13 protein-coding genes are annotated in these 14,345 nt (G+C 56.0%); 4 read left to right on the top strand and 9 right to left on the bottom strand.

What is annotated here, in order from left to right:
- Positions 1–2: 2 nt before the first annotated feature.
- From KJ970_09775 to KJ970_09760, 4 genes are all read right to left on the bottom strand, one after another.
- Positions 3–1,388, bottom strand: coding sequence for a sigma-54 dependent transcriptional regulator (locus tag KJ970_09775; GenBank protein ID MBU2691206.1), 1,386 nt, complete (start codon positions 1,386–1,388; stop codon positions 3–5).
- A gap of 4 nt (positions 1,389–1,392) precedes the next feature.
- Positions 1,393–2,862: a HAMP domain-containing protein gene (locus KJ970_09770; protein MBU2691205.1), complete on the bottom strand. Its 1,470-nt coding sequence runs from the start codon at positions 2,860–2,862 to the stop codon at positions 1,393–1,395.
- 169 nt (positions 2,863–3,031) lie between these two features.
- The gene (locus KJ970_09765) at positions 3,032–3,985 is read right to left on the bottom strand and encodes a DMT family transporter (protein ID MBU2691204.1); all 954 of its coding nucleotides are present in this window, start codon (positions 3,983–3,985) and stop codon (positions 3,032–3,034) included.
- Positions 3,986–4,097: 112 nt separating this feature from the next.
- A complete protein-coding gene (locus KJ970_09760) occupies positions 4,098–4,499 on the bottom strand; it encodes a response regulator (GenBank protein MBU2691203.1) in 402 nt (133 codons plus the stop codon).
- A gap of 219 nt (positions 4,500–4,718) precedes the next feature.
- Between KJ970_09760 and KJ970_09755 the strand changes: the two genes are divergently transcribed.
- Together KJ970_09755 and KJ970_09750 are read left to right on the top strand one after the other, a co-directional pair.
- Positions 4,719–6,518 carry a hypothetical protein gene (locus KJ970_09755; protein ID MBU2691202.1) on the top strand — a complete coding sequence of 600 codons (1,800 nt, stop codon included), beginning with the start codon at positions 4,719–4,721 and terminating at the stop codon, positions 6,516–6,518.
- The gene (locus KJ970_09750) at positions 6,481–7,305 is read left to right on the top strand and encodes an enoyl-CoA hydratase/isomerase family protein (GenBank protein MBU2691201.1); all 825 of its coding nucleotides are present in this window, start codon (positions 6,481–6,483) and stop codon (positions 7,303–7,305) included. Before KJ970_09755 ends, KJ970_09750 begins: the two co-directional genes overlap by 38 nt.
- 30 nt (positions 7,306–7,335) lie before the next feature.
- On the opposite strand, the gene KJ970_09745 is transcribed toward KJ970_09750, so the two are convergent.
- Positions 7,336–7,686 (bottom strand): STAS domain-containing protein, encoded by a 351-nt coding sequence (locus KJ970_09745; protein ID MBU2691200.1) that lies wholly within the window; start codon positions 7,684–7,686, stop codon positions 7,336–7,338.
- A gap of 97 nt (positions 7,687–7,783) precedes the next feature.
- Complete coding sequence (locus tag KJ970_09740) at positions 7,784–9,820, bottom strand: peroxiredoxin family protein (protein MBU2691199.1); 2,037 nt, start codon at positions 9,818–9,820, stop codon at positions 7,784–7,786.
- Between the two features lie 218 nt (positions 9,821–10,038).
- Here KJ970_09740 and KJ970_09735 point away from each other — a divergent pair, with 218 nt between their 5' ends.
- On the top strand, positions 10,039–10,464 hold the full coding sequence (locus KJ970_09735) for a hypothetical protein (GenBank protein MBU2691198.1): 426 nt from the start codon (positions 10,039–10,041) through the stop codon (positions 10,462–10,464).
- Between the two features lie 185 nt (positions 10,465–10,649).
- On the opposite strand, the gene KJ970_09730 is transcribed toward KJ970_09735, so the two are convergent.
- Genes KJ970_09730 through KJ970_09720 form a run of 3 tightly spaced genes read right to left on the bottom strand, consistent with a single transcriptional unit; the run spans position 10,650 to position 13,012 of the window.
- Entirely contained in the window at positions 10,650–11,294 is a 645-nt protein-coding gene (locus KJ970_09730) for a right-handed parallel beta-helix repeat-containing protein (GenBank protein MBU2691197.1), read from the bottom strand.
- Positions 11,295–11,684: a hypothetical protein gene (locus KJ970_09725; protein ID MBU2691196.1), complete on the bottom strand. Its 390-nt coding sequence runs from the start codon at positions 11,682–11,684 to the stop codon at positions 11,295–11,297.
- A 35-nt stretch (positions 11,685–11,719) separates the two neighbouring features.
- The gene (locus tag KJ970_09720) at positions 11,720–13,012 is read right to left on the bottom strand and encodes a hypothetical protein (GenBank protein ID MBU2691195.1); all 1,293 of its coding nucleotides are present in this window, start codon (positions 13,010–13,012) and stop codon (positions 11,720–11,722) included.
- A 559-nt stretch (positions 13,013–13,571) separates the two neighbouring features.
- Between KJ970_09720 and KJ970_09715 the strand changes: the two genes are divergently transcribed.
- The gene (locus KJ970_09715; GenBank protein ID MBU2691194.1) at positions 13,572–14,138 is read left to right on the top strand and encodes a hypothetical protein; all 567 of its coding nucleotides are present in this window, start codon (positions 13,572–13,574) and stop codon (positions 14,136–14,138) included.
- Positions 14,139–14,345 lie beyond the last annotated feature (207 nt).

The following is a 14,345-nucleotide window of genomic DNA, read 5'->3' as shown; positions in this document are numbered from 1 at the left end:
TGCTACTCCTTCTCTGATGTGCCCTCTAAAAGTCCGTATTTCTCGAGTTTGTAGTACAGAGTGCTGGGCTTCAAATCGAGCAGTCTCGCTGCCTCTTCCTTGATGCCTTTCGCCCTCTCTACCGCCCTCCTAATGAGTTGTTTTTCCATCTCTTCCACCGCTTCTTTGAGGGGTGGGATCCCCTCCGGCAGGGGGATCAATTGGGACCTCTTCTGGTCTTGGAACGGCAGGTCCCGGGGCCGTATTCTCTCGTCCTCACTGAGGACGGCGGCACGTTCCAAAACATTCTCCAACTCCCTCACATTGCCCGGCCAATCATATAGATTGAGCAAATGCAGTGCCTCGGGATCCATAGTCAGTGATTTTTTCCCAAGTTCTTTTGTAAGCCGCTCGAGAAAGTGGGCGCAGAGGCTGGGGATATCTCCCCGCCGCTCCCGCAAAGGAGGGATATGAAGCGGGATGACATAGAGCCGGTAAAAGAGATCCTCGCGGAATTTCCCCTCTTTCACTGACTTTTTCAGATCGCGATGGGTCGCCGCCATCACCCGGACATTGACCTTGATCGTCTCCTCACCCCCCACCCTCTCAAATTCCCTTTCTTGGAGGACTCGCAGAAGACGGACCTGAATCGAGGGAGGAATCTCACTGATCTCATCGAGGAAAATCGATCCGTCATGCGCTAATTCGAACCGCCCCCGGCGCTGGCGCACGGCGCCGGTGAAGGCGCCCCTTTCATGTCCGAAAAGCTCCGACTCCAAGACCCCCTCGGCCAGCGCCCCGCAGTTGACCCGGATAAAGGGGCGGTCCTTCCTTTGGGAGTTGAGATGGATCGCCCGGGCGACGACCTCCTTCCCCGTCCCGCTCTCGCCGGAGATCAGAACGGAACTCGAGGTCGGCGCCACCTTGCGGATCTGCTCATAGATCCGCCGCATTTCATCACTCTCCCCGACGATTTCACCAAAGTTGTAGCGCGCATGAACCTCCTCATGCAGAAGCGATTTCTCCTCCAGCAGAAGCCGGTACTCCCTCGACAGGTCCAGGGCTTGATTCACCTTGAGCAGGAGCTGATCCATGCGAATCGGTTTGGTGAGAAAATCGAAGGCGCCGCGCTTCATCGCCTCGACCGCCTTCTCCACCGAACCATGCGCCGTCAAAACAAGGACGCTCGAGGTCGGATTCCGTCCCTTCAATTTGTCCAGGAGCCACAAACCATCTTCGCCGGGAAGTCGAAGATCGGTTAATACGAGATCCGGCCACTGATCCTGGGCCTTCTCCCAGGCCTCTTCAGCCGTTTCCACAAATTGGGTTCGAAGGCCGCCCTTTTTAAGGACATCCCGAATCGCTTCACCCAAGGTTCGATTATCTTCAACAATAAGAACGTGGCTCATACCATCACTCCCTTGAATCCGCATCACCGTCCTGCGGCAATCTGACACGAACAGCCAGTCCGCCGAGATCACTACGATCCAGCGCCACCGATCCGCCATGCGCCCGCGCCAGCCGCTGCACCATCGGTAATCCCAAACCAGCGCCCCTGGCCTTGGTTGTCACAAAGGGTTCCAGGGCCTCTTCATACTTTGAGGGATCCACGCCCGGACCCGAATCCTCCACCTCTAAAACAATCTCACCGGCCGCCCGGCGGGACCGCACCCGGATAATCCCTCCTGCGGCGCCCAAGGCCTCGGCCGCATTCAAGGCAAGATTCAGGAGGATTTGTCGCAGTTGCCGCCGGTCGGCGGAAAATTCATCCGCCTCCCATTCCTCCACCCACTTGATGGCCGGGGGCGCCGCCGACCGCTCTTCGACCATCCGTCCCTCAACCAGCGGACGGACCTCCTCCCAGAGGATGGCCATGCGGATCGACTCCAGCTCCGGCACCGATGGACGGGCGAAAATGTTAAACTCCTCGACGATGCGCTCCAGGATATTGGCTTCCCTGAGAATCTTCGCCGCCTGCGCCCGCCCCTCTTCCGACAGCGTTGGATCCTGTCCCAAAAGGTCTGCATAGAGCACCAATCCCCCCAGGGGATTGCGGATCTCATGCGCCACGCCGGCCACCATCAGGCGAAGCTGTTGATCGCGGTGCTGCAGATCCCGCCGCATCCCCTCGAGGACACGGCCGAGTTCGCCGACCTCGCCGGGACCGGCGGTGGTGACCGGGCTCTCCAGATCACCCCCGCCGATGAGACGCGCCGCCTGCGCCATCCGCCGGAGGGGGCTCGTGACACTCGAGGCCAATCCCCAGGCGGCCAGCGCGCCGAGGAGCAGGGCCACCAGACCGACTGAAATGAGAACCTGCCGCATCCGCCCGGCCGAAGCGAGAAAGCCGGCATTCCCTTCGGCGACAATCACCGCCTGTGGAATCCCCTCACGGATCACCGGCGCGAAACCCATCTTGTAAACCTGGTCGCCCCTGCCCGGGAAGAGAAAAGAGGCGGAGGCTTCTCCCCCACGGGCCTGCTCCAGGTGAGAGCGGTAGAGATTCGCCGTAACACCGCCGAGTCCCGCAATCGTGCTGGAGTCGGAATCGATCAGGATCCGGCCCTCGAAATTCCACATGCCGAGCCGCTCGACACCGGTTGATTCTTTGAGCTGGTGGAGACGATCCCGGATGATGCGATAGGTTCGCGTGTTCTCATCCCCAGGGACGAAATCCAGAACAAAGGGAAGTTGAATACTGGAGATAATGGTCGGATTGGATGCCGCGGCCGCGATGGCGATCAGCTTGCTATCGAGTTCTTTCTCGAGGGCAATCCTGGCCTGGTGTTCGATCCAGTAGGACAATCCGGCCAATAGGATGAGAAAGGCGGCAAAGGCCATGAGGAGTCTGAAACGAATGGTCGGCCGAATGAAAGGCAGCACGGTGACAAATCTCTCCCCCCAGAGGGTGGTTGCGGATCCGTGAGCCGGAACGGACGGATGGGCGACTTCGGGCCGTTCGGTTCGTTGGGGCCGTATGAATCAATACTACCAAAGGCTATCAATCCCCATCGCTTCGAACAACCCGAACGAAGGATTCTTTCGCTCTCTGTTACTTGATACTCTGCCACTTGATTCTTCGATTCTGTTGATGCGACCGGCCCAGTTGGACGGAGAAGATCCCGGTGAGGATCAGAAGGGCACCGAGGATCTCGGCCAGACCCGCCGTCTCGTGCCGCACCACAATGCTGAAAAGGGCGGCGAAGACCGGCTCCATCGTAAAGATGACGGCGGTATGCGTGGGTGTTGTCTCCCGTTGCATGCGGATTTGCGTGAGAAAGGCCAAGGCCGTCGCGAAGAGCCCGGTTCCCGCGGCGGCGAACAGAAAGAGGGTGCTTATCCCAAGAAATGTCGGCGAGCCGCTCACCGGGTTCCCGGCTTGCTGAAAAGCCTGCGGCTCAAAAATGAAGGCGCCGGCCCCGAGGAGAATCGTCGCTGTAACAATCTGAATCCAGGTCAGACGGAGGATTGAATGGCGGGGTGAACTCCGGCCGACAACAAGAATGTGCAAGGCGAAAGTCACGGCGCAAGCCAGGGTCAGCAGATCCCCGACCTGCCATCGTCCGCCGGGATGAAAGATCCAACCGGTGAGAAAGGTCACGCCGACCCAGGCCAAAAAAGTTCCGAAGAGGTCCCATCTGGAAAGCCGATCCCAGCGAAAAAGTCCGCCGAGCAGCGGAACAAAAACGACGGCCAATCCCGTAAGAAAGGCGCTGCGTCCCGGCTCGATCGACTGCAGACCGATTGTCTGGGTTATATATCCGGCGGCCAGGAGGATCCCCAGAAGGGCGCCGCTGCGCCAAGGCCAACCGGTCCCCCTTAATGTGAAAGGGGAGAGAATGATGGTGGCAATGAGGAATCTGAGGGCCAAAAAAAAGCAGGGCGGCCCATCGGTCAGCGCTTCTTTCACGAGGGAGAAGGTAATCCCCCATATAAACGCAACGCCCAGTAGGGCCGCGTCCGCTCGCAAGCGATGCGGGGGGGGATTCAAGGAGTTGCGACTCATGACGCATCATCCTACCTCAGGGTTTGGCTGGCTCCAAGCGGGAAGAGTTCAGGGTTGGGTTCGTTGTCACTGATTCGTGGGGATGGGGTTTCGGACGATTCGGCGTAAAGCCCTACGCGGCGCTATTCATCCGGCGTGAGAGGGCCAGCAGACGCTCCACTTCAGCGATCAAGACCTCTTCGGCGACGGGTTTGGAGAGAAATGCGGTCGGGCCCCCTCCCTCCGGCGCGAGATCCTTGATCTTTACTTCCTTCTCTAGAAAGACACCGGAGACGAAGAGCACGGGAAGATCGGCAGAGCGTGGATCCGCGCGGAGAATTCGGAAGATCTGAAATCCCTCGGAATCTTTGAGCTGGAGATCGAGTATCAGCAGATCCGGTTTTTCATACCCCAGGAGCAGGAGGCCCTGTAATCCCGATGGACACGTGACAATATCATACCCATGAAGCTCAAGGAGTTCCTTGAAGGTCTCGAGCAGCTCAGTATTGTCATCAAGTATCAGTAATCGCGCCACGGTCTCTGACTCCATTTCGTCGGGCCCATCTCAGGGGCCTCCATGGAATAATCGGCAGAGGGGAGCCCTCACTGAAGTTCTCTCCTTTTCCTGGGATCGGGCGGCGCTTAGGACTGGGCGGGGCGCGCCTGCCCCCTTATTCTATCCATCTGGATCCATCGCTCGCTGAAAAAGGCGCGGTCGAGGCAGGACGAGGATGTGGCGAAGGGCGGATATCCCGTGAAATCACTCATAAGAAGATTCCTGCCCCCCCTGGCCCTCCTGGGGGTTCTCGCCCTTCTCGTCTATCAACCCGGGGCGCCGGTCCATCTAAGGAACTGGGGATTTCATTTTCTTACCTATTTCCCTCTGCCGGTTTCGCTTCTATTTTGGCTCTCCGCCGCGCTCCTTACCCTCTGGAGCCCGGCCGGCCGTCTCTTCGGCCGGGGCATTGAGGCGTGGGGCCACCTGCTGGCGGATGGGGGGGCTTCGGCCTTTAGAAAAAGAATCGCGGATACCGGAATCCCGGTTCTGCTCGTCGGCTTGTTTTGGATCCTCCGCTCCCGATACGCCTTTCTCGGTGACAATTGGCTCCGATACGACCAAGCCCTGCGGGGGATTCATCTCCCCTATGAGTGGGGCACAATGGTCCTGTTTCATCAGGCCCTGAAATGGATCCCCGCCGTCCTAAAAATCGAGCCCCGTGTGGTTCTATCGATCCTCAATACGCTGGCCGGGCTCCCCTACCTGGCGGCATCCGTCCTTCTGGCGAGGGTCCTGGGGAAATCAGCCTACCAGCGGGGATTCATCCAGCTGGGTCTCCTTGCGATCGGGGCCCTGCAATTTTATTGCGGCTATGTGGAAGCCTACTCCTGGGCGCTGGCCTTTATCGCGCTCTCCCTGGCGGCCGTTTTCAGGGCCTTTGAGGGAAAGAGCCGCCTGCTTCCCTTTATTTTTTTCGCCATCGCCGTTCTGCTCCATGCCATCGCGGCCCTCTTTGCGCTTCCGCTGCTGCTCCTTCTTGTACATTTCTTTTCGGAGCCTTTTAGTGATTTTCTGGAGCGTCCCCGTTCCGGCCCCGTGCGCCTCACCGCGTTAATGATTCTTCTCGGCGCCCTGGCGTCCCCGCTTTTGATGCCGGAGCTCTTTCATCAATATACATCCCCCCGCCCGGGTGATTTGACGTTGCTGCAACCGGCCCTTTGGTGGGAGCGCCTCAATGGCCTGATCCTGGCCGCGCCGCTGGGGGCGCTCATCGGCCTACCGTTGCTGCTGAGGTTCCTGGTGAAAGGGGATTATCAAAACCGCGAACGCTTGATCCTGGCCGCCGCTGCCTTTCCCCCTGTGGTTGTTCTCGTACTGATGAAGATGGTTCTGGGTTCGGCGGATTGGGATATCATCGCCTTCACCGGACTGCCCCTCATCCTCTTTGCATCTGTCTGGATCCGGGATAGAAAGTATAAGGAGACGGGTCAACCGCTTATCACCCTGCTTCTCTTTCTATCCCTCTGCAATACCTGGAGTTTTATTACCATCAATCATGGGAACGCATCGATCCAAAGAATCAAAGATATCATCGCCGATGATCCGGCGCCCTATTATCAGAATCACCCTCCCCCCATGCACGCCGCCTTTCTTTTTTATTCCAACAATCTTCAAGAGCAGCGGCGGGAGGTCCTGCAGCAGGGAGTTTTGGAATACCCGGACGACCCCCGGATGGTGTATAACCTTGCCGTCGCCTGCTATGAATCGGGGGAATTGGACAAGGCCCGCTATTGGACGCTTGAAGCTCTGGCGCGAAATTCCGGATATCTTCCACCTGTTTACCTTCTATATCTGATCGCCGGTCAGCGGGGCGACGATCACGAGAAGCGCCTCGCCGGCGAAACAATCCTCAGGGCGCATGATGAGGATCCTGCCATGACATCGCGCTATATCCAACCGGATCAACTGGAAGAAGTCCGGAATACGGTCGAGCGTTTGCGGTCACGAGGCCGGACGGATGAGGAAAGGAACAGCCAGGATCATGTCGAAGATTGAGATTACCGAAGAAGCGCATTGGGATTGGGTGAAGATCTCCCTTGGCCGGGGGAATGCCGTGGGGCCGGAGTTTCTCAATCAATTGGATGCCGCTCTGAAGAGAATGAGCATTGTACAAGAGGAAGGCCCGGCCCGGCCGATTATCCTGACCGGATATGGAGATTTTTTCTCTGCCGGATTAGACATTTCGATTCTCTCTTCATACAATCGGGAAGAGTTGAATCTTTTTCTAAATCGATTCCAAGAAGTCTTTCTTAATTTGGCATGCTGTCCCCGGCCGACGGTTGCGGCCGTTAATGGCCATGCCGTCGGGGCCGGATGTCTTCTGCTGCTTGCCTGCGACCGACGGATCGCCGAACAAGCTCTGGCCTCATCAGGAAGGCCTTACCATATTGGAATGAAGGTATCCGCTCTTGGGGTTCCACTCCCCCCTTTTGCCGCCACCCTGGTGAGAACGTCTTTGGAATCCCTCACTCACCGCCTAAATTTAACCCTGACCGGAGACCTGTTTCCGCCCGGCGATGCCCAACAGATGGGAATGGTGGACAGGGTTGCCGGTGTCGGAGAATTGAGGGAGGCGGCTGAGAAAGAAGCCGCCCGTCTTACGCATTCAACGGGACGGACGGCGGCCTTGCTGAAATCCCAAATGAAATTGGAATTGTATCAGTCGATGGAGCAAGAACCCGATAACAATCCTTTCCTTGACGCTTGGTACTCCGCCGAAACGCAGCGGCGGCTCGGAAGGGTTTTGGAAAAACTCCACAACAACGGGAAAGGCGGTGAATAGCCTCTCGCCTGCGCGGCCGGATTGAAACCCTTAGGATGGACCGCCCCGAAAAGCCTTTAAAGCCTCGTCTTCCTCGTAATATGAATCGAAGACTTCCAGCAATTTCGTGACCATCATGACTCTCGATATCTTCTCATTGGCATTGGCGATCTTCATCTGAGCGCCGGCATTTTGAATGCTGACGAAGGCGGCTGTGATGATACCGATACCGGTTGAATTAACAAAACTGACTTTATCCATATTCAGAAGGATCTTCTTTGCGCCGCCGTCCAATTCACCTTTGATCACATCCTTGATTTTGTATGACTCTTCACCCCCTTCAAGGGGTCCTTTGAGATCGAACACAAGGACATCATCCACTTTTCTGGAACTGAATTTCATCGGCAACACCCCTTCTTCTTGGTTTTTCAAAAAGCATCTACTGAAACGGACCCATTATAAAATCCTTGGCATCCCATGTCAAGCAGCGCAGGCAAGGCTATTTGACAACGCGGACCGATAGGTATCCTTGCCAGACGGTCCGGACCTCTTTATATCCGTCGTCCGTGCGAATCGCGTCAATACGAAGAATAGGATCCACCGTGGGTACCCCCTCCCATCTCAAATCGAGGGAGTATCCATTGCTCTCCTCATCCGGAATTGAGGGATGCGGAACGTTCGTTGCCGTATGGACAAAATGAATTCCTGCCAGGAGATCCCCCACCGGCCGCCCCGTGAGGGAAAAACTGATGATACTGTTATCCATCAGACCAAAGCCGGGAGCTTCTTCATCGTCTATCTCTTGAGTGCCCCGATAGAAGCCCGAAAGCGACAATCGTTCCCGGCTCCCTCCATCCCGGTCAAAAAACTGGACACCGCTGGAGAAACGCCACCCCTCATGATTTCCATCATAGGATAGGGCGCCATAGAGAGGATCGAATCCCTGCTCGAGCCAGAGCCGGTGCGCCTTGATCCAAACAGCGGTTGATCCCATCAGCCATCGTCCGCGGAGACCGGCGCGAAGGGCCCGGCGGTTCATCTTCTCCACTTCCCAGCCGGTGCTCCATTGATCGATAAGGGCCAGGCGCCACCAGACATGTTCGACTTCCGCGCGACACCCCTGCCAGGGTCCCAGCCCGGCCATCAATGTATAAGAGTGCTCGTCCCATTCACTTGATGGACGAATACCCTCCAGGCCTGATGTTCTTCGGTCCTCTCCCACATTGAGGTAGGCGAATCGAAGGCCATACGGCGTCGGAAGTCCGAAAATCGGTTCTTCGGAACCTACACGTCCAAGATCGATCGATCCGCCGTATAGAATCCGGCGATAGCGCGCCGCTGATTTTTCTTCGGGGGTCGCGGTGTTCGAAACACTCACTTCCCACGAGGGCACGGCCAGCCAGCTTTCAGCTTTAACATAACGATGGTTGCATTTGACGGCCAGTCCTTCGAATGTATAATCAGGACCCAGCACCTCCAAACTCCGCTGGCTTAATCCGGAGGCGCCGGCGCCGCAGGTTGCACAGCCGGAGACGCCCCCCAGCGGCGGCGCATCCTCTTCATCCCATCTCTGTAAAATTAAAGGTGATATCCTGGCATTGAAGGCGCCGAATGTCGAAGAGACGTGCCGGCGGTGAAAATAGAGACTGGCCGATCCGTACCGGCTTGAGAACTTCTCCGGACCTTCCGTCAGGATTCCATCACTTTCATTACTGACACGCAGCAGGGGTACGAATTCGATACCCCGCGCCAAGCCCCAATGCAGCCTCAGATCCCAACGGTAAAGAAATAGAGCACCGCTTTCCAAGGATTCGCCATAGAGACCGTGATCGCCCGGCCGCGCATTCTCGGTGCTGAGAAAGCGGAAGCGCCCATCGGTCCTGAGGGACGGCAAATCCATGTTCAAGCTCATGCCGGGAATGGAGGCTGATGACGGATCGTTCTGCGGCGCTCGGGAGTTTTGCGGGTGCTGGGAGAGATCCCGAACCACCGGCAGAACCGCATCGGTCAGATCTGGAATGGAATGGTCAAAAACCGCTCGAACGATGCCGTTCGAATCGATGACGAATACCCCCAGATGTTCCATCCCCAGCCCATAGGCCGCGGCGATCCTGGCATGCTCATCCCAGAGCTGCGGGAGGTCGACTTCTTCCCGCTCCAGCAGCAGTTCCAGACTCAGCGGATCATCCGGGCCGAAGAGGATCCCCGCAACTTCGACGCCGTAGGGAGCGACCGCCTCCACGAAATCATCAAGGCCCAGCGCCACTTCCGTACAATGGGGGCACCCGCGGTTCCATAGCACCAAGACAATCATGTCGGAGGACGAGAGCAGATCACGGATTCCCAAAGACCCCTCCATCGAGAGCCATGGAAGCTCAAAGTCGATAAAGGGATCACCCGGCTCCAGGGCCGCAGCCGATGGAACGGCGCCGAAGACGAAGGCGGCAATCCAGAGAACAAGAAAAACGGAAAGAATCCGGGGGATTCCAAAGAGGGTCCTGGGCGGGAAGAGCCGGGCCGACTGAATTGAATTCATGATATCAACCTCCGGTTAATCCGTACCATCTAACGAGGCGCAGAGCAAGCCGTTGTCGCATCGCCGTTGGATGGAATTCCATAATCAGATTTTATGGAGGGCCGTCTATCCGGGGATGCTATTTTGCAATTTTCATCCTATACTGCTGGTGTCATTTAATGGGACGATTCGTCAGGGAAAATCAGGTCCGGATTTTTCAGCGGCCAAGGAGGGATGCGATGATGAACCCGTTCAAAAACTCAAGGGATCATTCCATTCGGTCATTAAATTCCCACACTTTCTTTCTAGCCGCCCTGCCCCTTTGTCTCCTGATTGCAATGACGGCATCCGCTCAAGAACTCCCTCTCCGCATCGAGGCGGAGAGCCTTATCGATTATGAAGATTTAGACAATCCGCTTTTTTGCCCGGATTGGCCGGATATGCATGCTTCTAATCTATTGGCGGTTGATGGGTTTAATCGCCCCGGCCAATGGTGTGATTATGAGCTGATGGTTGAACAGCCCATCTGTTTTGTCGATTATATCGGCAGCGCCGGATCCCTGGGGCTTATCCGGGAATATTATATCTCCTACAGAACCTATGAACACGAGATTCTTGTCACCGACACCCTCGTCACCATTCCTGGTCTTAGTGAAGGGACCTGAGCCTGCACCTACGACTGGGTCCAGTCGGAGAAGGTGATTTGCTTGGAACCGGGTTTTTATTTTATACGTGTGATGCGGGGAGGAATAGAGGGAAGGACGCGTTTCGATTTTCTGGATCTTGTCTCCGCCACAACACCGGTGCGTTCAAATACATGGGGAATGATAAAATCCCTCTATGATTTGCGCTAGCGATTGATCCGCGCTTTAAGCCCGCCCCAGGTCGCGGCCTCGACAGAACCGTCGGCAACAGAGGATGCCGGACACCCGATCGGATGGGCTCCGATGAGGCCGCAGACCCACCCGCCGGGATGATGGCTGTAAAGACAGGACGACCCGGATTGCAGCGTGAAATCCCCGGCTTCCGGAAGACAGAAGAGGGGATCCGCGTAGATATTACCGTCAAAGCCATACTGGTCCTGGATACACGCAACCCAATCACCCCCGGCATTCCCATAGATATTGCAGCAGCTGAGACTGATGGCGCTGCCGGGTAAACTCAACACCGATCCCCCATCGAGGCTGCCGGCGATGATTGTCCGTTCAAGAACGGGGAAAGAGCCCTCTTCAGCGAAGAGCCCGCCGCCTTGGTCGGGCGCCGTATTGCCGTAAATTGTACAGCCGATGATCATTGGAGATGCCGTGGTGCACAGGATGGCGCCTCCTTGCAGCTCGACGGAATTATTCCAAAATGTGCAATCAATAACGGTCGGTTCGGCGTTATAGGCGTAAAAGCCGCCGCCGTATCTGCCGTAGTTATCGACAAAATGAACATTAACGATAGTCGGATTTGAACCATTTCGACAGAGGATCCCGCCCCCTGATTTGCACACTCAGTCATCTCCACTGACATAGCCATTTATGATCTTTAAATTCTCTACCCTCGCATCGGCGTCTTCTTGATAGAGAAAATAGAAGCCCCGGTGATATTCGACCGCACTGCCTTCGCAATCAATAATGCAGGATTCGGGGTCGCCGCTCTGCGACCGTACGATAATCGATTTGCCATGATATTCGATATCCCGATTGCCGTCTCCGTTAAAAACTCCATCCGTCAACTCTATAATATCCCCCGGATCACAGCCGGTGACGGCTTCCTGGATCGTCGGGTAATCTCCCAATCCATCGGGGCTGATGGTATAAACGGCGGCAAAGGAGGGAAACGAAAGGAACATCGAGAGAAGGAAGATACCTATTGTGTAAGAGCACAGATTACCCATCATCCAACTCCTCATTTCTCTGACGTTTTTTTACGCATCTATTTTACGAACGTTATCTTTCCTGTTTGGTAATTATGCTCCCAGGAAAGCCTGATATAATATTGCCCGGGAGAGGCGGCGTTTCCGAAATCCGTTTGACCATCCCATGTCAGGGTGTATCTTCCTTCCGGTCTGGATTGATCCAGCAGGGTCCTTACCCGGCGGCCCGAGAGATCATAGATGGAGCATCGCAAGGGAGTTTGCTCGATCCCCGCTGGTACCCGCAAAGCGATTTGTGTTTCTGTGTAGGCCGGATTGGGCGTGATGAGTCCAAGCTCCGGCCCCGGGCTTCCCGGGGGAAGAAACTCATCCGCCGCGGCCAGCGGTCTGGATTGATAAATCCCGATCGACCACCCGCCGGGTCCATAGCCGTCCACCGCCGCGATCCAGTACTCTCCCGTCCACCAGGCATCGCATGTATGCATGCCGGAACGGGCCCACCCATCGCCGTATTTCTCCAGAACCGGGCTCTCCGGCATTTCATGCTCCGCGTAATCGGACCGCGTCAGGAGGTCCACCTCAAAAGCCCGGACCGCCTCACCATAACTTTCATCACATTTCTGAGCCAAGCGAATGATCCGGTTGTCGTCGAGGAGCAGGAATCTCCCGGCCGGGCGCGCTTTGCTGGGATCATCGGCGATAATCGGGCTCATCGGGTGTTCCGTCCAGCCCGTGGCGAGGCTGTCTGAATAGTAAAGATAGCAATCCCGGCTTCCCTGCCCTCCGACAAACAACCACCACGTCTCATCATAGTAGAGGATGGAGGAATCTCTCATGATGTGGCCATCGACCAAGATAGCTGTTTGAGACCATGTGTAAGGGAAGCTATCCGCCCGATAGAGTTTAACATCTTCGGCATAACTCACCGTGGGTATCATGTAATAGTCGCCGTTCGATCTAAATACATGAGGATATGAAAAGATACCCTCCTCCTGAAGCACCAGCCGATCATAGGTCCAGTCGAATCCGTTCAGACTCGTCGCCACGGCGATATTGGCATCCTCAGGATTGGTCAGATAGACCTCAAAAAACATATACCAGATCCCATCCACAAACATGATAAAGGGATCGGCAAGAAAGCTGGCCGGTGTATCGGTGACATCCGCGGCGGTCAGGACGGGATTGACGACAGGGGCAAAAAGTGGAAAAGGATCCTCGGTTAGAAATGTCCAATCAGGATAAACAATGTCACTTCGTGAACCGGGTGAATCGGCAAGGCAGGGACAAATGCATAACAATAAGACCAGCATCGCGGCCGGAGATAAGACTGAGGGTTGTTGGTTCCGCTTCATTTCCAAATCCCATGGTACTCTTGCGCCGGTGCACGGCGATACCGATGTATGACGACTCTATCCCATAAGTATATAGGAAAGTCGCCCCGATGTCGAATCGGTTGCGGGTGGACCGGCTCAGCATGGGACTCGGGCAGAGGAACAAGTGAAGATTGTGATTCCGGGTACTACACCAGCCCCCCGAAGCCTTCGCCGCGTGAAGGAAATAGCAATGCTACTAAGCCGCACAGGAGAGCGGAGAGTATAACAATTACATTTTTGGGCCGGACTGCTTTCAAGACAGTTCGTGGATCCCGATATCCTCGCCATCCGCTCCACCGATATGAACGCAACAAGGTCGTTCCTGGTTTTCTCTCTCGACTCCTTCACCAGAATTGATTAGTATGGGATTGAAAGATGGCGTGCAAATAAAGCCATCGATGAAAATATAGGAGCGATTTAAGAGTTATCTCTCCGGGGTTAGACGAGCAGGCATGCGAGTTGAAACCTCATCCCGGCAAGTAAGATGGAGCCGGGGCGTGGATCATGCCGGTCGTCGCTGTCTGAAGGAGGGATGACAATGAAACGCTTCTTTTTTATTATCCTGTCTTTTGCGGCTCTCTCATGCGCGCATGATCCCGAGAGCCCTATCATCAACGACAATGCCCTGAGAGCGACCTCGTGGGCGCAGATTCCGCTCTTTATCGAACAAGCCATCGAAGGAAAGAGCATCGTTCTCTACGACTCGCTCCTGGCGGATGATTTTATCTTTCATTTCAACCCGCGCGATGTCGCCCGGAATCCCGATCTCCAGCCTTCTTGGAAGAAAGAGCGGGAGATCCAATCGGTCTCGGGCTTGTTTGACGATGCCCTGATCGGAAAGATCTCGGTCGATTGGGTCGTGGGAAGCCTGATCGACAGCCCCATCGCCGGATGCAACGGCCGTGTGGTTCTCTCTGACCTGGATATGAGGGTTCCACGAGGGCGGGAGGATGGCGTCGTTGACACGTTTCGCGTCGGCGGGGAGTTTGTTCTCGACCTTAAAGAGATGCCCTGGCTGGACGAATACGGCAACAGTGTATGGAAAGTGGTGGCTTGGTGGGAACGGTCTCAGCCGATGAAGCCGGGACCCCAATGCATCAAATAGAAGGGTTGTGCTTCGGAAATTGCATCTGAGGGGGTCAAGCGCCCGGCGGTCCCTACGGCCGCCAGGCGCTTTTCATGCTCGCCGTGGGTCTAATAGGCGTATTTCAGCTCATGACGGCGGTTCTTCGGGATGCAGCGGGTCTCAATCGTGCGGTTGTAATATTGTTTGAGCCTGCGCGGTAAGCGCGTCCGTGTGGCAAAGAGCCTC

This window comes from Candidatus Eisenbacteria bacterium (genome assembly GCA_018831195.1).
Taxonomy (GTDB): domain Bacteria; phylum Eisenbacteria; class RBG-16-71-46; order CAIMUX01; family JAHJDP01; genus JAHJDP01.
This window is presented reverse-complemented; position numbering and strand designations above follow the sequence as displayed.